Raw genomic sequence first — 21,932 nt, forward strand, 5'->3', positions numbered from 1 at the left:
CGACAATTTAATTATGGTTTTTTACTACTTTTCCTTTATACCTAACTTGTCTTCTATCCGATTAATACGATCATGTAAAAGCTTGCCTTTTACACTTGAATTAAAATATGGATCGTCCTGCCACCAATTTAACCCGATCTCCATCGCCTTATCAATTGAAGCTACAACAAGTCGAATCTTAATTGTAAGTAATTCTACATCTGCCAAGGCGATTTTAATATCTCCTGCGATGACAATCCCTTTATCCAAAATTTTCTCTAAAATATCTAAAATATTAGTAGATTGTGCTGAATGTTGCATGTTTTCTCCTTTCTTACATTAAGTTTCCTAAAGGTCCTAAATCAATGTTTAAGTCTTTTCCTTCTAGTCCAAAAACAATCAATAATTCTTCCATTTTTTCTTCTAAATTCAATAAGGCTGTACCTAGTTTTTCAATTTGCTCATCCGTAAGTGTACCGCCCTCTACCCTTTTAATAGCTTGACGCTCGACAAGTTTCCTTAGCAATTCCAATATTGTAAGCACTAGTTGTGCTAATCCGTGTTCAACATCTTCTGGATTCAAATTAATTCTCTCAGCGGCTATTCCCCGATTCGCTGACATTCTTTATCCCCCTTTCATGGAATGATTCTACTGCTGTCACTAGTAAGCAAATATTTACATATACCAAATCAATATCTGCAATTGAAAGGATGAGATCACCTGTAATAACTACTCCTTTATCTAGGACACCATCTAAAATATCTAATAATGTGATGTTATCATTTTTACTGTTCATGTAATTCTAGAATCCAAACTAGCAAAATGATAGAATGGCCAAGGTCCAGAAATCTCAACAATAATTCCTTTATCCTCATACTTTTGTATAAATTCTTTTATTAGCAGTTCAAGTTTCTTTCTGCTATCTTTTGGAATTAGAGAAGTACTGTTGTAGATCATATCAACATTTCTTCCAGTAGCATTTCGGCTCCAATTTTCTCTTATTTTATTGGCAAAAGTTGAGTTTATAAGCATGTTTTCCAAGCTTTGAGATATTAAACGCAGTTCAGTTTGCGCTTCATTTTCGAGTAGTTGTCCTTGCTTTTTCTTCATGAAGAATTGTTTTCCAGGGGATAATACTTTCAATTCATCATGCATATTTTGAATTACTTTACTATGTCGTTCTAAATGTTTAAATAATTTTGATCTATCATAGTACATCTTTACATTCCATTCCTCTTTTTCCTTTAATTCGTTAAAAAGAGAAACGATTTTATCTTGCTCCTGCAATATTTCCTCCCTTAATTTTTCTATACTTGAATAGACCGTACAAAACTTTGAAGGAAGAAATAAATAGTTTTTAAAATAAGTCACAATTGTTTCATGATGATGGACTGCATGCTTGTGTACCCATTTTGGATTGTCCATCTTCTCTTTTAAAACAGATTCGCCAAATTCTTCTTCTCTTAAATAACAGAAAACTGCGGTTACTTTTTCAACAATTTCAAAACAAGTTTGATCATGGTCAATCCCCTTCACAGAATAAAAAGGTGAATCTGTTAGTTGGATTGTCGGTAGCAAACCATATAAATAAATGCTCAACTGCCTGCCTCCCGTTCTTTCAATTTTGCGACTTGATATCGTAAAAGTAGTTCCTCTTCTTGTTGTTCATAAATGTCCTGCGAGATTTCTCCTAATTCATACATCATTTGTAGACGGATCAATTGTTGTTCAATCGTTTTTGAGTCAAATAAAACGCGGTCAGCTTCCTCTTTTATTTTTTCACCTAATAGAATGATTGATTTAAGTGGAAAGGCTAAGGCTCTAAATATCATGATTTATCTCCTGCCGTTATGGTTAACTGAATAAAGTTATAAGCAGGCCATGGTCCAGAGTATTTGAATTCTACTTTATCCTTCCATAATTCATAGAGCTCATTAACTTTTTCATCAAAGATTTCTTCATGCCCGCGATCAATTAAAAAAGCAGCATTAAGAAGCATGGTTTCGTATATAGGAGGGTTTGATTTAGAGGCACTCGAAAGTGTAGAAAGAGGTGAATAAATCGCTTTGTATAGATTGTGGTGTAGGGCATAAAAAAAATCCTTCGTTTTTTCGCCTAGTTTTATCCTTTCGTAAAACGCTGCTTCTTTCTGCTGATTTACTTTTTCCTTAAGCTTTTGTATGTCAACATTTTGCCGTATTTCTTCTTCTAACCACTCCTTGCGTGCAATTAGTTTTAAACCTACCTCAATTTTATTGTTTATTTTCTGGAAGATTGATTGCAGTTCGTCATACAGTTTTTCTAGTAATAAATGAATCTCTTCTGAAGAGGAAAATATATTATTAAAACTCATTGGAATGACGGTAAACTGTTTCATAACAAAAGAGATTACACTTTGATGGGCGAGTACATTTGCACGAGTTGGAAGGTAGTCTTGATTGGATACATCTGCAACAATCATCATAATTTCTTTATATCGGATTGCATATAGTTTAATTTCCTTTCCTTCCCATTTTGTGAAACCAAAATCGGGATCAATATCCGTTTGGATGATACAAAATGGATAAACATATTCGCTCATTTCAATTTCCCTCCATTTGTAAACTTACGGATTTTACAATGAATTGTTTTGCTTGTGAGTACGTTTGAACTTTATCAGCTTGTTTGAGATGAAACCATAAAATATCTGTACATAAGATCTGAAACCGTTGATCATAAATTGTAATTGGAATATTATTTAGATTTGCGATCGTGGCTAGTTTAATAGTTGTACGAAGACTTTGAGATTCAATTTTTCTACAGTGATGACGGATAATTTGCACTAAATTAACAATATAAAGACTTTCTTTTTCCGATAATCCAGTTATTTGTGATAAGAAGGCACACTCCGTTTTATGATCCATTTTTTCTAACGGAATCGTAATCAATCGGTCAAATAGTGCATCTTGTGCTTCGAATATTCCAACATACTCCTGTGGATTGCTTATAAAAATAACTGAAAAGTTAGGATGCACTGGCAAAAAAGATTCTTTCCTTTTCATCCCATATAGAGGGATCACCCTTTCTTCCAAAATTGATAAAAATAGGGTATTAGTTTCTGGATGTGAACGGGTGAATTCATCATAAATCAATGTATACCCTTTTGTCGCAGCCTCTATTAATGGGCCGTTAACCCATGTTTCTTTAATGGTTTCTTCCTTTTTGTAAACGGAATGAATGTAGTTATCAATCACTTTTTTATTTGAAAATCCGTTAAAACTTCCAAGCAAATCCTTATTAGACATTTCATGATTTCCATGTATAATCAGATACGGTCGGTCTAGTTGTTTTGCAATATGAAGTGCAAGTGAGGTTTTTCCAACACCAGCTGGTCCTGTAAGGTGGACTGAAAATCCAGATTGTAAGTAAGAAAGCACCCGTTCTGTTAAGCTCTGTAAATAATGAGACGATATAAAGCTTTTTTCCATAGTTCTCTTCTCACTCATGAAGAATTGCCCCTCTAGCACGCAATGATTTTCTCTGAAATGATACAATCTCCAATTCTGGACTTAACAACACAGAATAAACTCCTATTAGTTCATCCTTAGCGTGTGCTTTCATATATTCTTTTTCTTCAATTACCTCAACAGATAGTTCCCAGCCCTTGTCAGATTTTAGGACATGAGTAATTTTATGAACTGGTCGAATATACTGCCCAAAAAAATTTTTTACTACTTCTAGTATTTTAATAATTTCCATAGTAGCCCCCCTTTTGGTAAAAAAAGACCAAAGCATAGCCTTGGCCCTACTTACTTAAGCAACTTCCTCTTCTTCTTCGTCTTTCAGCAATCCTACTGCTTCAGCATATCGTAACCAAGTATCAACACTTGCGATGACAACACGAGCTTCAATTGCTAAAAGCTCAATGCCGACAAGTGATACTCTTACAAATGCATCAATAACCACCCCTTTGTCAAGAATACGGTCGATTACTTCAGCTAGGCTGGAAGAATCTACACTTTTTTGAATGGAAGCCAACATATATCCCTCCTTTCTTATTAAAATAAGAAAGAAATGATAGAAAACGAGAAAATAGCTTTTTCTCGATCGAGATCCTATCACTTTCCCTCTATCCTATGGGACAAGCAAGTTGAGAGTGATAGACTTCATTCAAAATGAATCAATATTCCTACAATCCAATTTTTTCCAGTTGGAGCATAACGATAGTTATTAGCAATTAACGGAGAAAAAATCAACATAAATCTAGTATCAAATTTTAGTAGAAGCTTATTTTCATTAAGACTTAAAAAAGTAAAAACCATGAACAAGTACGATTGTTCATGGTTTTCAATATATCTTTATTATTAGAAAACTATCTACTTAATTATTCTTCCCAATAACGACGAGCACCAGAAAATTCCTCAATATAGCCTGGAGTGTTTAACTGAATGATTTCAACACTTCTAGCAGCATTAGGAGCCTGAATCATTAAACCATCACCGATATACATTGCAACGTGATGTACTGATCCTGTTCCGTTGTTACTTGCAAAGAATAGTAGGTCTCCAGGTTGAATTTCATTTTTGTTTACTTCCTTACCACTCATAGATTGAGGGCCTGAATCTCGTGGAATTGTTATACCATATGACTTAAATAAGCTATATGTAAATCCTGAGCAATCAAAACCAAATCCTGATACACCAGCCCATAAGTAGCGTAAACCAAGGAACTTCTTCGCCGTATTAATTAAATTTTCAGGCGTTGCCTTTGGAAACTGATTTTCATTTTGATATAATGCAACATCCTCTTTTTTAATAAATTTATTCCCATCATCTGGTGTTGCAACCATTACAACATCTCCAAAGTCTTTAACTACTGGTAAGCGTGTATTAAAGCTAATTTCCATAAACTTATCATTTAAGGCTTTTCCATCGTACAACCAAGCTGTTTGACTAGATACCATAATAAACGGGGTATCCTTATAATTTTCTAAACGATCATCCGTTGATAATTGTCTTTTTGGCATCCAACCAGGATAGCCTAAAGTATTACGTGGAGTAGGTTGTCCTTCTACGGCAACTTTCACCCAGTCTCCTGATTCCTCTAAAATGGTTACTTTTGTACCGTATACTGCTTGAGTTTCAAGATAACTTGTTAGCCAACGTCGAACTTCAGTATCTTCCATATTAGCTGACCATTGACGCGGATCAACTGGATTACTTAAAGATGGTGCATCAATATCTCTAACTTGGAATCTACCATTTGTTGTCCACTGAGTAGAAACAGACACATCGACGTAGGCTGTCTCACCCGGAGTAAGTTCTTCGTCTGATTTTGCTAAAGATTGGCTTGTCATCGTAGAAAGTAAAGTACCTGCAACACATAAACTCAAAATCAAATTTTTTGTCTTTTTCATCGTAAAACCCCTCTCCCTATATTAACGAAGACTTTTTGATAATCTTCGGTGAAGCCCTAAACCAGGTAAGGATGATAAATGAACTTCATCCCCAATAAACTCAATTCCATCAAAAACTTGATTCTTCAACCAAAGTGGAGCATCCAAATCGATTTTTTGAATATTTGGATGAGCAGTAGCTATATGTGCTGCCGCAAGTACTGAGACCGAAGTTTCCATCATACTACCAATCATGCAAGGAATATTCGCTCTCTCAGCAATATCTGCAATTTGCAGTGCTCTTCTTATTCCCCCTGTCTTCATCAACTTAATATTTAAAAGATCAACTGCATCCTCTTTAATTAGTCGTAATGCGTCTTGCGGAGAAAAAAGACTTTCATCGGCCATGATTGGTATATTGACGTTTTGCTTAACAAATTTTAGTCCATCAATATCACCTGCATGAACGGGTTGCTCAATTAACTCAATTTTAGAATTCAAATGTTCTAATTCTTTAATAATCGAAACGGCTTGTCTTGGAGTCCATCCTTGGTTGGCATCTACTCGGATCGTGATGTCAGTACCGACTTTTTCTCGGATTGCCATGATTCGTTCAATATCCGTCGACCAGTCTTTTCCGACTTTGATTTTCAAAACAGAAAAGCCGTCCTTGATTATTTGCATCGCATCATGGCACATTTCATCCACCGTTCCTACACTAACGGTCATATCGTTTTTTAAATGATTTGTCCTCCCTCCAAGATATTGATAGAGCGGAAGATTAAAATATTGACATAATGCATCATACAGTGCGATTTCCATTGCTGCCTTCGCACTTGTATTTGCCACGCAAGAGCGTTCAATTAATAGAGAGAGTTCATTAATATTTCTAATATCCCTTCCTACTAATACAGGGGTTAGAACAGTCTTTAAGATGGTTTCAATACTTTCTTTTGATTCGCCAGTAATTGCTAAAGTAGGTGCTGCAGCTCCGACTCCAACTATTCCATCCTCCAACTCGACATAAACAAAGGTGTTCTCTATTTCAGTTGCAGTCCTAAGAGCTGTTTTAAAAGGCTTTTTTAAAGGGAATACTTCTGTTTCTACTTTTATAGATTGAATAATCATAGTATCTTTCCTTTCTTTATTTTAGTTTTTATACAACCTGCCACTAGTAAAAATTTTCTAGTAAACTATTAAAAAATGAAAATGTAAAATAAAAAATCCAGCTATTAGAAAGGGGTATGCCCTGCTAATAGCTGGATTTCATCTACGAAAATAGATAAAGCAGCATTAAGATTCAATTATTTGCATGTATTTAATATGTGCATTTTTAAAGGCTACTGTCAGTGCTTTCTGCGATGAACCAAAATAACGTGTATTAATTTCGTGGGTTACCCCATCAACATTCAACATTGATTGCCCGACAAATAAGTGTTTCACAAAGGATGAAGTTAAAGATATTGTAGCTGAACAGTCTGCATCAACAATTAAATGACTTGTCCGATCGACTACCAAACCAATAAAAAATGCATTGTATTTCTGCATAATCGGATTATTGGATGAAGTCTTAGCATCACCAATAATATAAATAGTTTCTTTACTGTACAAATTATTTCCTCCCGCAAAACAGGTATTCCGTACAAAACTCCAACCGGTAAGGAAAGAATTGGCAACGGCATATGTATTCGCTTACAGTTAATATTAATATACAAAACTATTTTTGACAATATATTATGAATATTCAGTTTTATAAAAAGGATATTTAGGAATTGTGAACTATATGAAGTCGCTTACTTTTTTACTAAAGTGAATAAAACATAAAGGATAACCCATATATGTAAAAACACAATTATTAGCTGAAAGTCTTTAAACGAAATTTAAAATGCCATAAAAGGATTTTCTACTAGCTACTATATACAGCATTTCGACTTATGATAATTGGGAAAATGTTAAGTAGATTGAATCTAATTAAAAAAATCTCATTCATAGTAGAATGAGTTTTTTTTGTTAACTTATTTAAATATATGAATATAATTCATCGATTTTTGAATGTTAATTCACTTTTTTAATTCTTCCTTCAACTTCATAATTGAAAGGTTTAGACAGCGACTTAACATAATCTACAGTAGCTTGAAGATCTTCAGGTCCTATTTCTAAATTAGTAGAAAGTTCGCCAATACCGTATTTGATGTTACCATACATATAATTATTGACTACAACTGAGTACTCTTTGTTTGGATCAATTTTATTGCCATTTGGTAAAAAGATGTCTACCACCTTTTTAGTCGTTGAATCCCATGTATACTTAAATCCAGCAATATGGAAGTCTAAGCCTTTTTCTGTAATTTGATTATTTAATACAGTCTCAATGTCTTGGCCACTAAGCATAACTTTATTTAATACATTACCAAATGGTTGAATTGCAAATAAATCACCAAACGTAACTAGTCCAGCATCTAATTGCGCTCTAACTCCACCACCATTCATCATAGCGAAGTCGGCATTCATCGCAGCTTTCATTCCATCTGCAATTAAATTTCCTAGTGCAAAATCACCAATGGTTTCTGAAGAAGGATATCCCTTTGGTAAAGTTTGCATAGAATCACCAACAATTTCTGCTTTAATTGGTGCAATTAAGTCTTCATATTTTTTCATGATTGCAGAAATTGTAGGGTCTGGTGTATAGTCTTTTTGATAAACTGTTACTATTTCTGCTTCTTTATTAACAATTTCACCTGTCACTGCATCTAATTCTAAATCTACATCAGAAAATGCAGAGCCATAAGAATAAGCTTGGACGATTAATTTATTATCAACTACTTTGTCATTAAATACATGATTATGAGCAGCAAAAATAACATCGACTTCATCATCAACTTTTTCTGCAATATCAGATGCATCATATAAATCTGCTTTACCTGTTTGAAGTGTTGGGTTATGTGCTAATACCACGATTGCCTCAATACCTTGTTTTTTAAGGATATCAGTATAATGGTTAATCGCTTCAACCTCATCTCGAATTTCAAGCGTTTCATTTCCTTTTCGAACGATCATTGTAGGTGTTTCTTGCGTTACCACTCCAATGAACCCAATCTTTTTACCACCAACTTCTTTGATTGTATAAGGTTGTGTGATTAATTGCCCTGTTGCAGTATCATATGCATTGGCAGCAATAATTGGAAAGTTCATTCCATCATATCCTTTTGTCCCCTTAGGATGTTCACCACCGTTAATCATTCGCTTTAATTCAGAAATACCTTCATCAAATTCGTGGTTTCCTAGTGTACCAACATCAAAACCCATCGCTTCCATTACTTCAACAGTTGGTTCGTCTTGGAATAAGGCTGAAATTAAAGGACTACCACCAATCATATCACCTGCGTGAACAAGTAATGTATTTGGATTTGTAGCTTCACGTTGTTTCATTGCAGCTGCAGTGTATTCCATGCTTCCAGCAAATACTTCTTGACCATTAAGAGTAACTTTTGTATCTGTATCAAGCTGCCCATGAAGATCATTTAAACCTAATAATTGAACTTTAACGTTCTCTTTTGGTGCAGATCCTAAATCATACTTGAAAATACTGAATCCAGCACTATCAGTACGATTTGTGAACGTGATTTTATTATTTTCTTTTATAAATTCTTCAGCTCTAGGCGAAGTAGTAAATGTAACATTTACATTTCCGTTAATTGGTGCAATCGACCAGTTATTGTCTGCTGTTGGTGTGATTGTTTTTAATTCAGAAATATAATCCATTAAGATTTGACGATTTTCATCAGCTGAATCTACTACAAGTTCACTACCTTTAACACCTGGGAAGTTTCCGCCTCCACCAGCTCGATAGTTATTTGTAACAACGATAAAGTCTTGATTTAAATCTAAAGGTTGTCCGTTATAAGTCAAGTTCATTACACGACTTGATGAACCATTAACTAAATTCCCATTTATATCATATTTAGCCGGCTTTGTTACATCAATTTGATAGTTAACACCGTCAATTACATCAAAATTATAAACTGGGAATGATGGATTTAATAAAGCTTGTTCTTCTGATTTATTTGGATCGATTTGATTAAATTTACCTGCAGACATTTCAATCCATTCTTTTACAGTTGAACCTTTTACTTTAATCGCTTTTAACGTATTGTCATAAAGGTATAAATCTCCTGCACTACGAATAGTTAGGTCACCTTTTATAATTTCAGTATATTCAGCTACTCCATTGCGTCCTGCTTTAAACGGTGCACCTACTGATAAAATAGGTAAGTTTTTATATTCTGGTTTGTTTTCGCTTACATATTTTTCTACGTACCATTTTTGTGCATTCGTTACAACTTGAATTGAAGGATCATCCTTGATTAATGAAAAATAACTATGAATATCATCGGTTGTAGATCCAATTGGTGTATTTACATATTTAACAGTTGCATCATGGTTTGGTGTAACTGCTTTTACTATTTCTGCATCCGGGGCTACTGTACTTTCTGTTTTTGTTTTACCAGTGGAAGGATCTTTCACATCAACCCATACTTCTCTAGTAGAAGACTGAGAGTTTACTACAGACCATTTTCCTTTTTCTTTTTTAAGCGTAAGGTCGATTAAGCCTAATGAGCCACCGCCGTATCCTGCTTGAACTGCTGGAACACCATTGATCGTACCTTTTGCATTATCAACACCTGGTAATGGTTTTTTATCTGCTCCTAAAAATAAAGCATCAAGTGTTGCTTCTGATTTTGCTGGAAACACTTTATGTGTATGAGAAAAAGTAATGGCATCAATACCAGGTACTTCGCTCAACGAATAAATAACATCTTCAGTATTTTCTTTATTTGCATTAAAGCCTGAATGAGTCATCGCAACAATTACGTCTGCTCCATCTTTTCTCATTTCAGGTATGAATTTTTTAGCTGTTTCTACTATATTTTTTGTGATGACTTTTCCATCAAGATTTGCTTTGTCCCACTCATTAATTTGTGGTGGTACAAAACCAACAAAGCCGATATTAATTTGTTGCTTCTTCCCTTGCTCATCAATTACTGTTTTCTTAATAATTTTATAAGGATTAAATTTGTTTTTATCATTATTAGGATTATTATCATGATCATCTGCGTAAACGTTTGCATTAATGTACGGAAAATTAGCATCATTATATGCTTCGTTTAAAAAGTCTAACCCATAATTAAATTCATGATTACCTAAAGTAGCTATATCATAACCCATTAGGTTCATTGCTTTAAATACAGGATGAACTTCTCCTTTTTTTAATGGATTGATTTTAGCTTCATAAGTACCTAATGGAGTACCTTGTATTAAATCCCCATTATCCACTAAAACATTATTTTGAACTTCTTTTCGAGCTTGCTTTACTAATGTAGCAGTCTTAGCTAATCCAACTTTCTCATATGCTGCATCCTTGTAGTAATCATAGTTTAATAAATTTGTATGGATATCTGTCGTTTCCATAATTCGAAAATTTACTAAATCCTTTTCATCTTTTTTCTTAGGTGCAAGCACATTTACAGGTTCAGCCGCTTTTGGCGTAGCATACACCGACGTACTTACAGCTGTCATACTTAGTAAAGATAAAGCTAAAGAAAATGATAACGCTTTCGAATTTATGTGATTCTTTCTCCTCATTTATATTCCCCTTATTTGTTTTATTAGGATTACATTAAAATACATCCCCGAAAATTATTATAAAATTAAAATAGGTTAAAATATATTTAATTATACTTAAACAAAGTTAATGATTTCTTAAGGAGAAAAATTATGAATTTAGATCACATAGCATATATTGTTGATGTTTCGAAAACTAAATCACTATCAATGTCAGCGAAAAACTTACATATTTCTGTTTCAGCAATCTCTCAGGCTATAAATAATTTAGAAGAAGAATTCGGATTTAAAATTTTTACTAGGTTGCGGCAAGGAACTATTCCTACACCTGAAGGCGAGAAATTAATTGAAAAGTCTCTTAATGTATTGGCCCATGCTGAAAAATTAAAGCAGTTAGCAATCAAAAAAAATGAAATACAAAAAGAAATTACAATTGCTTCAGTACCAGGCCTCATGCATTATATCGTCAATCTCATTAAATTCATTAAATCTGAAAGTCCAAACATAAAGATTAAAGTTCACGGAAAAAATTCACTAGATATTTTGAATGATGTAAAAGAAAAAAATTTACGCTTCGGTTTAATATGGATTTATGATGAGTTGTTAAAAACGAATAAAGAAATAGTCTTCGATATATTTCAGGAGGTGAAAATTAGTGTATGCGTGAGTAAAAACCACCCACTTGCTGAATGTAAACAGTTAACAATACAGGATTTAACAAACGAAACGATCGTTGTTCATGATGAGCAATATTTGAAATGGTATTATGAAGAATTTTTAAAAAACAAGACTGAATTGTTATTTACAACAAATAATATCGATAGCCTTAGAAGCGCAGTTAAAGAAAATATTGCAATAACGATTGGTACAGATTTAGTCCTTCAAAATGAACCACTAATTCAATCTGGGGAAGTTATTTCAATCGAACTAATTAATCCGTATCATCGTCCCTTTTATGTTGGATGTGTTCGAAATAAGTATCCTATTCTTTCAGTAACAGATAAAATGTATATAGATGAGCTAAAAAATGAATTTAACCGTAGGAGCAATAGTTAGTAAGCAAAATAAGTAATGAATATTGCCATATAGTAGTTCTTGACTAATTGACAACCTCATTTTTCCACAGTCTAAAAAGAACCTAATCTATTTGAATAGGTTCTTTTTTAATTTGTGATGACTATACATGAACTTGTACTTCAGAAGAAACAATGCCAATTTCAAGAGCCGCTGTTAGTCCTTCATAAGTAGCTTCTTCAATTGTACGAGGTGCTAAACAATCCCCAATTTGTCGAACGATTGGTGCCATACCTTTCACTTTTTCATAAAGCTCAAAATTAGGTACTCGTCCCATTGCAAGTACAATCGTATCCCAGTCGCTAATCATTTCAGTCTCATGAGTAAAAAGATTTCTCAATTTGACCTGATTATGATGAATACCTCCAAAATCAAAATGCGGGCGAACGTCTAACTTTAATTGATAGAATCTTTTTAAATATTCATTTACTAGATACGAATGCAATTCTTTTCCAATATGAACCTTAGCGGAAAACAAGGTAACATCGTGCTGCTTCTCTTTCAAGTATATAGCTGCCTCTATTCCAGGCCAATCACCAATTAAATCAAATACTAAGACACGCTTTCCAATTTGGATAGAGTTGCCGCCAAAAAGGTCATCAACTGTTATGATTCTCGGGTCATCGATGCCCTCTACATGTGGAAAATATGGTCTAGATCCTACTGCACATATAATTACATCGGGTTTTATCTCTGCTATTTTCTCAAGGGTAATTTTCTTTCCAAGTTGGACGTTTATCTTACTTTTAGATAGCTTTCTTATATAATTGTCTAACATCGTTTCAGCTACTTCATGTCGCATTGGAGCCTTTCTCATTTTTCTTAGCAATCCGCCAACCTCATTACTTTGTTCAACTAATATTACTTCATGTCCCTCACCATCGGCAGTTAATGCAGCATGTAATCCAGCAGGGCCTGCACCAATGACAAGCACTTTTTGTTTTACTTTTACACTTTGGACAAGCGGTAATAATTCTTTTTCTTTACCAGCCATCGGATTTTGAACGCATCCAATTGGAAGTCCTCTTGAATAGTGACCAATACAAGCTTGAATACATCCTAAACATGCATCAATTGAATGTAGATCCCCTCTCATTGCTTTATTCGGTAATTCAGGATCAACGATTAGAGCTCGGGTCATACCAACAACATCCGCTTTTCCTGAACCAACGATTCGATCTGCTTCCATTGGGTCTATGATTCGCGAACCAACAAAAACTGGAACTGCACCCGCCATCCTAATTTTAAATGAATGTGGTGCATTATAAGCATGTTTAATTGGAGAAGGTGGTACAATATGAGTCGAACCTGCATATGTACTAGAGTCACCAGATGTTACATTTATAAAATCTACCCTAACATTTTCAACTAAATGCTCGACGATTTTTACCGCGTCTGTTACCTTCGTGCCATCCATTGTCATTTCATCTGCACTCATTCGAATTCCTACGGTAAAATCTTCACCTACTTTTTCCCAGATACGTTGTACTATTTCTACTATAAAACGCATTCGGTTCTCAAAGGTACCACCGTATTCATCTGTTCGATAGTTCGTATGGCTAGACCAAAATTGAGCTGGTAAATAACCATGGGAGCAACAAACTTCTACTCCGTCGAGACCAGCTTTTTTAGCTAAAAGGGCTGAATGAGCATACCCATTTATGACATCTTTAATTTCATCAATGTTCATCGGTTTAGGCATTATACCAAATCGAAAACTTGGCTCTGAAGACGGTGCCCAAGCGGCATTACGGTAATCACTTGATACGACTTCTCTACCTCCATGAAATAGTTGACTAAAAACTTTCGTGCCATATTGATGAAGTTGTTTTGCAATTTCTGCATATGCAGGGACCACTTTTTCATCAAATCCTGCAATTGTATGTGAAGTTAGCATACCAGATGAGTGAACTGCAGCTGCTTCAAGAATAATAAGTCCAGCCCCACCCTTCGCACGTGCAATATGATAGGCAGTCATTTCAGGAGTAGGAATGCCATTTTCTACATAATTCGTTTGATGTGCTGTCGATAAAATTCTATTTTTAAGTTCAGTATTTCCAATCGTCACTTTTGAGAATAGGTGTTTAAATTCAGTCATAATTTAAGCACTTCCTTTCTCCAAAAATAAATAATTCGTTTTTACACCTTTATACATTCTCTCGAAAATTTGTAAGCATCCGATCGTTCTTTTCTACTATAAATTTAGGTTTTCTTGTAACTCTACTTACTACTAGCGTTACAGCAAAATTAATAACCATTACAACTAAACCAACGTCAATATCTTGTACGACATGAGGAAATGATGGAAACAGAGTTGCTAACGTTGTACCAGTTGTTGTGGAATAAGTAACAGCTGCAACACCAATGATGATTCCAGCAGCCGCTCCTTGAACTGTTACTGGATTCTTTTTCCAAAGACTAAAATACAATGCTGGGAACAATTGCGCCATAAAGCTGTATGCCATAATATACAGTGTCATAATTGTTTCGCCACCATTTAAGGTGAAATAAAGTGTCACTAATGCAATTATTGGAACTAGAACCCGAGTTAATTTTATAAGTTGATCATCAGTTGTATTTGGCTTCATAACCTTGTAAACATTCTTAGTTAAGATTGTAGTTGCAGATGTTAAAACCAATGAACTTGGTATAAGTGCAGCTAAAGCACCCGAGGCACCAATTACTCCTACAAACCAAGGATCAAATGAAATCTTTGCTAGTTTAAATAAAGCTAGATCCACATCTCCACCTTTTAAAGTTGGAGCTTTTAAAATAGCAGCAAATCCAACAAATAAAGAAAAGACAATAATCATTTGATAGATTGGCATAAATGCAGCATTAACGCGAAGAGCTTTTGCACTCTTTGAAGAGAAAACCCCCATAAGCATATGAGGAAACATATAGAAGGATAGTGCTAACATGATACTAGTTGTAATAAACCAAGAAACACTTAAACCTTTATCTGGAAATATCAACAAATCAGGTTTAGCAGTTTGGATTGCCTCAAACATCGGCTGAAAACCACCGTAATAATGTACAGGAAAATAAATTCCTAAGAAGATCACAACAAATAAAATTAGAAAGTCTTTAATAACAGCCGTCCAAGCTGAACCATGAATGCCCGAAACTGTTACATAAATTGTTATCGTAAGTACAGCAATCGTAATTGCAATACTCTGAGGGATTTTTCCATAAGAAGCTTCAGAAACAATAATCCCTAACCCTTTTAACTGCATCGTTAAATATGGAATGATTGAAATGATGCTAATTACTGAAACAAGAACCCCTAGTGCTGAACTATTATACTTTTTCGTATAAAAATCAGACTGTGATACAACATTATTTTCTTTTGCATACTTCCAAACAGGAGGTAACAGCCAATAAGCGATAATAAAGTAAAAGGCATTAAAAGCATATACTGCAGGCATTCCAAAAGAATAGGCACTTCCCGATGCCCCCATAAAAGTAAATGTCGTAAACATTTCTCCTGCAAGCAATAAAAAAACGAAAAGAGAACCAAAACCTCGTCCACCAATTGACCACTGTTCAAAAGTCATCTCTTTACCTTTACGTGCTTGTAAGCCTAACCAAATTGATAAAGCTAAAAAACCAAGAATGACAATTAAAGCTGAATTCACTATTGATCGCCCCCTTTATTAGCGGGATCAAGTTTATTCACAATTAATAAAAATATAGCTGTAAGAAAAACCCATAATATCGTCCAAAATAGTACAAATGGCATTCCAAGAACAAATGGCTCAACCTTATTAATAACTGAGAGTGAACCAATAGCTGGTATCGCACTTAATACATACAGTAATTTTTTCATTTGATACCCTCCCCTTTTTTGTACGACTAGATTAATAAAACAAATTAAAACGTTTTCAAAAAAAAAAATTAAAAAGAAAAGCTAAGTATATTTCATCTTTTTTTTCATTATGAATTCGAATACTTAGCTCTTTAAATCACATGCCTCGTTTTACCATTCTCAACTAACTGATTATAAGTCGATCGCTTCTTTAATCATTTCATGGAAGTGTTGCATTGCGTTCTCAGTTGGAGAAAAAATTCCATTTTCAAATGCTTGAGAATGTAAACCAGATTGCAATAATTCCACTAAATCAAAATCCTCTTCTCGCACTTGATCAACAAATTTAATCATTTCCTCTTCTTCTTTCGAAATTTCTTCATTCATAAAGAAATAACGATATACTGCCAGCGTTTGGTTGGCATCAATTGGAATCAGTTGTGTTGTCGTCATATTTCCACTTCCAGGAAATACACTTAACATCATATTTGGCCAGATCCAGTAAAAACGTGTTAAGCTATCATCTTGGTCCTTAACATTTGAACACTGGTAAGAGAATTTATCACAAGGAACAATGCTGTAATTCGATAGATCAAATGTTTTAGAGAATGATGGATGTGCGACCGGACAATGATCGCACTCTAGGAAATTATCAACTACAGCTTTCCAATTTGCTTTAATCAGACGGCGGTTTTCTTTTACTAATTGTAATGAATTCATAAAAGGGTAACGATTTAGTTCATTTATTAACTCTCCGTATTCAACAGAAAACGCTGGGGCTTTTCTACTTAAGTTTACAAAAATCATAGAGTTCTGTACTTCTAGTTGAATTGACTTCAAACAGTTATATTCTCCTAAATCAATATTTTTAAAGTTTGGAGCTCGATTGACATGTCCATCCAACTTAAAAGTCCAGCCATGATAAATACATTGTAGGATTTTTTTATTTCCTGATTCACTTTGCTCCACCCTTGTACCACGATGTGGGCAAATATTATAAAAAGCGCGTATTTTACCGTCATTAGCATGCGTGACTAAAATCGATTCACCAGCAACCTCAAAAGTGAAAAAATCACCGACGTTTTTAACTTGACTCATATGACCTATGAAGATCCAATTTTTACTAAAAATCTCTTTTCTTTCTGTATCGAATATCTCTTGGCTGACATAAGTTTTATACGGCAATGAAGTTTGTAAAGTTTGTGCTGTTTCCTTTGTAGACATAATAATGATTCCTCCTTTTTTTGGATTTCATTTGAGACGAAAATTCCATCCTTTATTTATTAACCTAGCAAGAATTATGCCAATTTTAGATTCCTCTATACAATAAGGAGATAACACTATTTATCTATTTCCAAACTAAAGTAATTAACTTATAATTTACTCAATTCAGTCAATTTTAACTCAACATACTATTTTGCGAGATTAAGAATGTTTTTAGAGGAGGTTACGTTTTGCCAAATACAACAAATGACAAACTAAAAATTGAGTTCAGTAATGAGATACTACAAAAAATATTGGACAATTCTCCTAATGAATTTTATGTACTTGATAAAGATGCCCGTATCGTGTATATAAACAAGGCTTGTGAAAGACATTATGGGATCAAACTCAAAGACGTAGTAGGAAAATCAAACGATGAATTAATTTCAAAAGAATATTGGAAACCTCTTATTCTCCCACGTTTATTTAAAGAAAAGAAAACGGTCATTATGAAACAAATAAGTTATGTTGGAAAGGAAATCATCACAACAGCCATTCCTTTACTAAATGATCAGCAGGAAATTGAGCTGATTATCACAACTTCACAAGATGCAAGCTATAAAGACTTATACATACCAGATGAGCAAGAAATAAATGAAGCGGATCAAGCTGCAATTTATAAAAATAATATCATTACGAATAACAAGGAAATGAGTAATATCGTTAAGATTTGTGAAAAAGTTGCTAAAGTAGATGCAACAGTATTAATTCAAGGAGAGTCTGGCACAGGAAAAGGAGTAATTGCAAAATATATACATCAGAAGAGCAACCGAAATAAAGCTCCTTTTTTATCTTTAAACTGTGCAACGATTCCGGAAGAGCTACTTGAATCAGAACTTTTCGGATACAAAGATGGTGCGTTTACTGGAGCAACAAAAGGTGGCAAACAAGGACTTTTAGAACTTGCAGACGGTGGAACCGTATTTTTGGATGAGATTGGAGATATCTCACCTAAGGTTCAAGCAAAGCTTCTAAAAGTCATTCAAGAGTTTGAATTTATGCCTGTTGGAGGCAAGCAATCAAAAAAAGTTAATATCCGTATCCTTTCTGCAACTAATCGAAATTTATATGAAATGGTACAAAATAAGGAATTTAGAGAAGACTTATATTATCGCCTTCATGTAGTGAATTTAAAAATACCACCACTACGAGAAAGAAAAGAAGATATCATTCCATTAACCTACCATTTTCTTTCTGAGTTTAATAGAAAACACCAAATGAATACCATCATTTGTGAAGAAGCTTTGAATACGTTTTACAACTATTCATGGCCTGGGAATATTCGACAGTTAGAAAATATGCTTGAAAGCCTTGTCGTAACAAGTGATGGCATTATAAAAGTACAGGACTTGACTGATTTATTAATTGAAAACAAAAAAGAGAGTCCGGTCAATGAAGAAATAAGTGACTGCTCGCTTCTAGCTTCTCTAGAAGAAGTTGAGAGAAACATAGTGATTAATTCCTATACAAAATATAGGAATACAAGAAAAGTAGCAGATGATTTAGACATTAGCCAGTCAAAAGCAGCTAGATTAGTTCGTAAGTACTGTAATGAATTAGACTTCTACAAATAAACGTTAAACAAAAAATAAAATACCCGGTAAATAGCCGGGTATTTTACTAAATGAGCTGATTACATTTGATCCATATATACTGTTTTGACTTGTGTATAAAAGTCGATTGCTGCCTTTCCTTGTTCGCGGGACCCAGTGCTTGAATTTTTGCAGCCGCCAAAAGGTACTTGTGGCTCTGATCCTGCTGTTTCATTGTTTACATGCACTAGACCAACTTCAATGTCTTCAACAAACCGCTGTGCAATTGTAAAATTGTTTGTACAAATTGCTGCGCTTAAACCATATTCAGTATCATTAGCCATCCCTACTGCTTCTTCATAGTTTTTCGCTTTAAAGAGCGCAATTACAGGTCCGAATATTTCTTCTCGAGCAATACGAGCATCTGAAGAGACATTTTCAAAAATTGTAGGCTGTACATAAAAACCATTTTTAAGTTCTTCATCAGCAGGAACTTCTCCACCGTATAATAGGGTTGCCTCATCCTTTCCAGCTTCAATCATAGCAAGCACACCGTCAAGTTGTGATTGAGATACAGTTGGACCGACAAATGTGTCATCATGAAGTGGATTTCCTACTTTTAATGTTTTTGTCCTTTCTACAAGTCGGTCACAGAATGCTTTATAAATTGCTTCTTCCACAATTACCCTACTCGTTGCTGTACACTTTTGACCAGTCGATCTGAAAGCACCACTCACGGCAATTTCAACTGCTTTTTCTATATTTGCATCAGCAAGTACGATAAGTGGATTTTTCCCACCTAATTCCATCTGTACTTTCTTTCCTTTGGCTGTAGCCTTCTGCTGAATCTGACTTCCAACCTTATTAGATCCTGTAAATGAAATAGCTTTAATATAAGGATGTTCTACTAATTCTGTTCCAACGACAGATCCTCTACCAAATACACAGTTTACAACCCCCGGTGGAATACCAGCTTCATCAAGTGCTTTTATAACATGATATACTGATTTTGGTGTCAAATCAGCTGGTTTAATCACTACCGTATTTCCGTAAACAAGTGCAGGAGCCATTTTCCATACAGGAATGGCAATTGGAAAATTCCAAGGCGTAATCAATCCAATTGGTCCGATTGGCGTTCGAGTCGTATATAAGAATGTGTTTGTGTTACCAGATGGAATCACTTCTCCAACTGGCTGTCTTGCTTCTCCTGCAAAATATTCAAGGATGTTAATCGCTCGCTGTGTTTCTCCAATACCTTCAGCAAGTGTTTTCCCTTCTTCTAGTGTTAAATCCCTTCCTACTTCATGGACTTTTGCTTTTAATATATCTGCTGCTTTTTGAAGGTATGAAGCTCGTTGTTGGTATGAAAGCTTCTTCCATGATAAAAAGGCTGTTTTGGCTGCAAGAATGGCTTGTCGTGCATCCTCTTCTGTACTCGAAGGAAATTCGCCTAATGACTCTCCATTATGCGGACTGTGGTTTTCCCGATATTCACCTAAAGTAGGTTGTTTCCATTGTCCATTAATATAGTTTGCAAAACGCATATCTTCTCCCCCAATTAGATTATTTTTATACTAATTAACTAATAGAGTCTATTACTACCAATCTATATTATTTGCTAAAAAGTACATTCATCTTAGACTTATCTTGACCAACCGATAATATCTTCGGATTTGTTACAACTTCGATCACAGCTGGGCGCCCTGATGATAATGCCCGCTTAAGTGCTGGTGCAAAATCAGTATTATTTTCGACCTTCTGACCGTATGCACCAAATAAACTTGCAAGCTCAGCAAAGTTTGGATTAGATAATTCTGTCCCAATTACTCGATCTGGAAAATGCTTTTCTTGATGTGTTCGAATTGTTCCATACAGATTGTTGTTCACCACAATCGAAATGACAGGAATGTTATAACGTACGGCTGTTTCGATTTCTTGAAGCGTCATCATAAAGCCCCCATCACCCGAAAAGGAAACAACTGTCTTATGCGGCTGTGCGAGCTTTGCTCCAATAGCAGCTGGTAGCCCATACCCCATCGCTCCAGATGTTGGTCCGACATATGTATTTTCATGCTCAAAGCGATAATATCGAGAAAGCCAGCCAAAAAAGTTCCCTGCATCGTTCGTAATAATCGTATCTTTTGGAAGATGAGAGACGATATCATACATAAAACCATCCAAATCTACATATTCATCCGTGTAATCTTCCTTTACCTTTGAAAAATTCATGTACTCGTTATGTAGCTTTTCTACACGCATTTCATCTGAATTTAATGGCGTAGATAAAGCAATTGTTAATGCTTCCACTAAAAAAGCTTTCGCATCAGCCGTAACTGCCAAAGAAGGAGCATAAACTTTACCGAATACTTCATCTGAAATGTCAATGTGAATTAGTTTACCTTTTCCTGAAAGCAATGAATAATCTTGCGTTCCTACTTGGGAAAATCTTGTACCTAATGCGATCACTAAGTCTGCATTGTCTATCGCTTCAAGTAAATATTTTGGTGTTCCAAATCCTAGCCAACCTGCATAACAAGGATGTGAATTTGGAAAAGCATCGAAACGACGGAATGCAGTAACGACAGGTATTTGTACTGTTTCAGCAAATTTAACTAATAAAGGAACAGCTTGTGAACGAATCACTCCCCCACCAGCTATGAGAATCGGGCGTTTGGCATTTTGAAGCATTTCTACTACTTGCTGAACGCTCTCTTTATGTGGACGAGCCGGTTGAGACTGATAGACTGGGATTTCTACCATTTCAGCTGTATCTTCTAACATGTCATGAGGTAATGCAACTAGCACAGGACCAGGACGACCTGACCGAGCAATATGAAATGCACGATGTAATAGCTCTGGAATTCGTTCTACTCGGTCAATCTCCACTGTCCATTTACACAAATGACTAAACATTCCTACAAGATTGACCTCTTGAAATGCTTCCTTATCTTTAAAAGGACGCTCTACTTGTCCAATAAGCGCAACTAGTGGGGTGGAATCTTGGCTGGCAGTATGGATCCCAATTGCCAAATTTGAAGCTCCAACACCACGAGTTGCCATACAAACACCTACTTCACCTGATGCTTTTGCGTACCCTTCCGCCATAAATGAAGCTCCACCTTCATGTCTAGCTGAAATCAAGCTAATTTCTGGATGTTCATATAACGCATCCATAACGCCTAGATAACTCTCACCAGGTACACAAAAAACTTTATTTACCCCTTCCTTTGCCATCACATTGACTACTGCTTTTCCACCGCTAATTTTCATAACAAAACA

General features: G+C 34.9%; 21 protein-coding genes. 2 read left to right on the forward strand and 19 right to left on the reverse strand.

Annotation, left to right across the window (positions count from 1 at the left end; all coding sequences use genetic code 11):
* Positions 1-24: 24 nt before the first annotated feature.
* The 13 genes from B6K90_RS06645 to B6K90_RS06705 all read right to left on the reverse strand — a co-directional run bounded on the left by B6K90_RS06645 (position 25) and on the right by B6K90_RS06705 (position 10,997).
* Positions 25-300 carry a gas vesicle protein gene (locus tag B6K90_RS06645; RefSeq protein WP_088011966.1) on the reverse strand — a complete coding sequence of 92 codons (276 nt, stop codon included), beginning with the start codon at positions 298-300 and terminating at the stop codon, positions 25-27.
* Positions 301-313: 13 nt separating this feature from the next.
* Positions 314-601 carry a gas vesicle protein K gene (locus tag B6K90_RS06650; protein WP_088011967.1) on the reverse strand — a complete coding sequence of 96 codons (288 nt, stop codon included), beginning with the start codon at positions 599-601 and terminating at the stop codon, positions 314-316.
* Complete coding sequence (locus B6K90_RS06655) at positions 573-776, reverse strand: gas vesicle protein (protein ID WP_088011968.1); 204 nt, start codon at positions 774-776, stop codon at positions 573-575. Before B6K90_RS06655 ends, B6K90_RS06650 begins: the two co-directional genes overlap by 29 nt.
* On the reverse strand, positions 773-1,579 hold the full coding sequence (locus B6K90_RS06660) for a GvpL/GvpF family gas vesicle protein (protein WP_167555296.1): 807 nt from the start codon (positions 1,577-1,579) through the stop codon (positions 773-775). Before B6K90_RS06660 ends, B6K90_RS06655 begins: the two co-directional genes overlap by 4 nt.
* A complete protein-coding gene (locus tag B6K90_RS06665; protein WP_088011970.1) occupies positions 1,576-1,812 on the reverse strand; it encodes a gas vesicle protein GvpG in 237 nt (78 codons plus the stop codon). Before B6K90_RS06665 ends, B6K90_RS06660 begins: the two co-directional genes overlap by 4 nt.
* On the reverse strand, positions 1,809-2,561 hold the full coding sequence (locus tag B6K90_RS06670; protein ID WP_088011971.1) for a GvpL/GvpF family gas vesicle protein: 753 nt from the start codon (positions 2,559-2,561) through the stop codon (positions 1,809-1,811). Before B6K90_RS06670 ends, B6K90_RS06665 begins: the two co-directional genes overlap by 4 nt.
* A gap of 1 nt (position 2,562) precedes the next feature.
* Positions 2,563-3,465, reverse strand: coding sequence for a gas vesicle protein GvpN (gvpN, locus tag B6K90_RS06675; protein ID WP_088011972.1), 903 nt, complete (start codon positions 3,463-3,465; stop codon positions 2,563-2,565).
* Positions 3,458-3,718, reverse strand: coding sequence for a gas vesicle protein GvpO (gvpO, locus tag B6K90_RS06680; protein ID WP_088011973.1), 261 nt, complete (start codon positions 3,716-3,718; stop codon positions 3,458-3,460). The genes gvpN and gvpO overlap by 8 nt, the downstream gene beginning before the upstream one ends.
* Before the next feature lie 54 nt (positions 3,719-3,772).
* Entirely contained in the window at positions 3,773-4,000 is a 228-nt protein-coding gene (gene gvpJ, locus B6K90_RS06685; RefSeq protein WP_088011974.1) for a gas vesicle protein GvpJ, read from the reverse strand.
* 343 nt (positions 4,001-4,343) lie between these two features.
* The gene (locus B6K90_RS06690) at positions 4,344-5,375 is read right to left on the reverse strand and encodes a C40 family peptidase (RefSeq protein ID WP_088011975.1); all 1,032 of its coding nucleotides are present in this window, start codon (positions 5,373-5,375) and stop codon (positions 4,344-4,346) included.
* A 21-nt stretch (positions 5,376-5,396) separates the two neighbouring features.
* On the reverse strand, positions 5,397-6,482 hold the full coding sequence (locus B6K90_RS06695) for a dipeptide epimerase (protein ID WP_088011976.1): 1,086 nt from the start codon (positions 6,480-6,482) through the stop codon (positions 5,397-5,399).
* 165 nt (positions 6,483-6,647) lie between these two features.
* Positions 6,648-6,965, reverse strand: coding sequence for a DUF3870 domain-containing protein (locus tag B6K90_RS06700; protein WP_088011977.1), 318 nt, complete (start codon positions 6,963-6,965; stop codon positions 6,648-6,650).
* A gap of 444 nt (positions 6,966-7,409) precedes the next feature.
* On the reverse strand, positions 7,410-10,997 hold the full coding sequence (locus B6K90_RS06705; protein WP_088011978.1) for a bifunctional 2',3'-cyclic-nucleotide 2'-phosphodiesterase/3'-nucleotidase: 3,588 nt from the start codon (positions 10,995-10,997) through the stop codon (positions 7,410-7,412).
* A gap of 132 nt (positions 10,998-11,129) precedes the next feature.
* Here B6K90_RS06705 and B6K90_RS06710 point away from each other — a divergent pair, with 132 nt between their 5' ends.
* Complete coding sequence (locus B6K90_RS06710) at positions 11,130-12,032, forward strand: LysR family transcriptional regulator (RefSeq protein ID WP_088011979.1); 903 nt, start codon at positions 11,130-11,132, stop codon at positions 12,030-12,032.
* Positions 12,033-12,153: 121 nt separating this feature from the next.
* On the opposite strand, the gene B6K90_RS06715 is transcribed toward B6K90_RS06710, so the two are convergent.
* From B6K90_RS06715 to B6K90_RS06730, 4 genes are all read right to left on the reverse strand, one after another.
* Positions 12,154-14,148 (reverse strand): oxidoreductase, encoded by a 1,995-nt coding sequence (locus tag B6K90_RS06715; protein WP_088011980.1) that lies wholly within the window; start codon positions 14,146-14,148, stop codon positions 12,154-12,156.
* Between the two features lie 49 nt (positions 14,149-14,197).
* Positions 14,198-15,688 (reverse strand): sodium:solute symporter family protein, encoded by a 1,491-nt coding sequence (locus tag B6K90_RS06720; RefSeq protein ID WP_088011981.1) that lies wholly within the window; start codon positions 15,686-15,688, stop codon positions 14,198-14,200.
* Complete coding sequence (locus B6K90_RS06725; RefSeq protein ID WP_088011982.1) at positions 15,688-15,879, reverse strand: DUF3311 domain-containing protein; 192 nt, start codon at positions 15,877-15,879, stop codon at positions 15,688-15,690. Before B6K90_RS06725 ends, B6K90_RS06720 begins: the two co-directional genes overlap by 1 nt.
* 171 nt (positions 15,880-16,050) lie before the next feature.
* On the reverse strand, positions 16,051-17,082 hold the full coding sequence (locus B6K90_RS06730; protein WP_088011983.1) for an aromatic ring-hydroxylating oxygenase subunit alpha: 1,032 nt from the start codon (positions 17,080-17,082) through the stop codon (positions 16,051-16,053).
* A gap of 230 nt (positions 17,083-17,312) precedes the next feature.
* Between B6K90_RS06730 and B6K90_RS06735 the strand changes: the two genes are divergently transcribed.
* Positions 17,313-18,695 carry a sigma-54 interaction domain-containing protein gene (locus B6K90_RS06735; RefSeq protein ID WP_088011984.1) on the forward strand — a complete coding sequence of 461 codons (1,383 nt, stop codon included), beginning with the start codon at positions 17,313-17,315 and terminating at the stop codon, positions 18,693-18,695.
* Between the two features lie 59 nt (positions 18,696-18,754).
* Here the strand turns inward: B6K90_RS06735 and B6K90_RS06740 are convergent, their stop codons facing one another.
* Both B6K90_RS06740 and B6K90_RS06745 read right to left on the reverse strand, forming a co-directional pair.
* A complete protein-coding gene (locus tag B6K90_RS06740) occupies positions 18,755-20,197 on the reverse strand; it encodes an aldehyde dehydrogenase family protein (RefSeq protein ID WP_088011985.1) in 1,443 nt (480 codons plus the stop codon).
* Positions 20,198-20,264: 67 nt separating this feature from the next.
* Positions 20,265-21,923: a thiamine pyrophosphate-dependent enzyme gene (locus tag B6K90_RS06745; protein WP_088011986.1), complete on the reverse strand. Its 1,659-nt coding sequence runs from the start codon at positions 21,921-21,923 to the stop codon at positions 20,265-20,267.
* Between the last annotated feature and the right edge of the window lie 9 nt (positions 21,924-21,932).

The sequence above is a fragment of the Gottfriedia acidiceleris genome (assembly GCF_002128425.1).
In the GTDB taxonomy this organism is placed as follows: Bacteria; Bacillota; Bacilli; order Bacillales; family Bacillaceae_G; genus Gottfriedia; species Gottfriedia acidiceleris.

Coding starts and splice junctions, on each gene's coding strand:
- B6K90_RS06725 (WP_088011982.1), bottom strand. CDS start 15,879: ATGAAAAAATTACTGTATGTATTAAGTGCGATACCAGCTATTGGTTCA.
- B6K90_RS06655 (WP_088011968.1), bottom strand. CDS start 776: ATGAACAGTAAAAATGATAACATCACATTATTAGATATTTTAGATGGT.
- B6K90_RS06670 (WP_088011971.1), bottom strand. CDS start 2,561: ATGAGCGAATATGTTTATCCATTTTGTATCATCCAAACGGATATTGAT.
- gvpN (WP_088011972.1), bottom strand. CDS start 3,465: ATGAGTGAGAAGAGAACTATGGAAAAAAGCTTTATATCGTCTCATTAT.
- B6K90_RS06690 (WP_088011975.1), bottom strand. CDS start 5,375: ATGAAAAAGACAAAAAATTTGATTTTGAGTTTATGTGTTGCAGGTACT.
- B6K90_RS06665 (WP_088011970.1), bottom strand. CDS start 1,812: ATGATATTTAGAGCCTTAGCCTTTCCACTTAAATCAATCATTCTATTA.
- B6K90_RS06715 (WP_088011980.1), bottom strand. CDS start 14,148: ATGACTGAATTTAAACACCTATTCTCAAAAGTGACGATTGGAAATACT.
- B6K90_RS06650 (WP_088011967.1), bottom strand. CDS start 601: ATGTCAGCGAATCGGGGAATAGCCGCTGAGAGAATTAATTTGAATCCA.
- B6K90_RS06710 (WP_088011979.1), top strand. CDS start 11,130: ATGAATTTAGATCACATAGCATATATTGTTGATGTTTCGAAAACTAAA.
- gvpO (WP_088011973.1), bottom strand. CDS start 3,718: ATGGAAATTATTAAAATACTAGAAGTAGTAAAAAATTTTTTTGGGCAG.
- B6K90_RS06695 (WP_088011976.1), bottom strand. CDS start 6,482: ATGATTATTCAATCTATAAAAGTAGAAACAGAAGTATTCCCTTTAAAA.
- B6K90_RS06745 (WP_088011986.1), bottom strand. CDS start 21,923: ATGAAAATTAGCGGTGGAAAAGCAGTAGTCAATGTGATGGCAAAGGAA.
- B6K90_RS06740 (WP_088011985.1), bottom strand. CDS start 20,197: ATGCGTTTTGCAAACTATATTAATGGACAATGGAAACAACCTACTTTA.
- B6K90_RS06730 (WP_088011983.1), bottom strand. CDS start 17,082: ATGTCTACAAAGGAAACAGCACAAACTTTACAAACTTCATTGCCGTAT.
- B6K90_RS06645 (WP_088011966.1), bottom strand. CDS start 300: ATGCAACATTCAGCACAATCTACTAATATTTTAGATATTTTAGAGAAA.
- gvpJ (WP_088011974.1), bottom strand. CDS start 4,000: ATGTTGGCTTCCATTCAAAAAAGTGTAGATTCTTCCAGCCTAGCTGAA.
- B6K90_RS06705 (WP_088011978.1), bottom strand. CDS start 10,997: ATGAGGAGAAAGAATCACATAAATTCGAAAGCGTTATCATTTTCTTTA.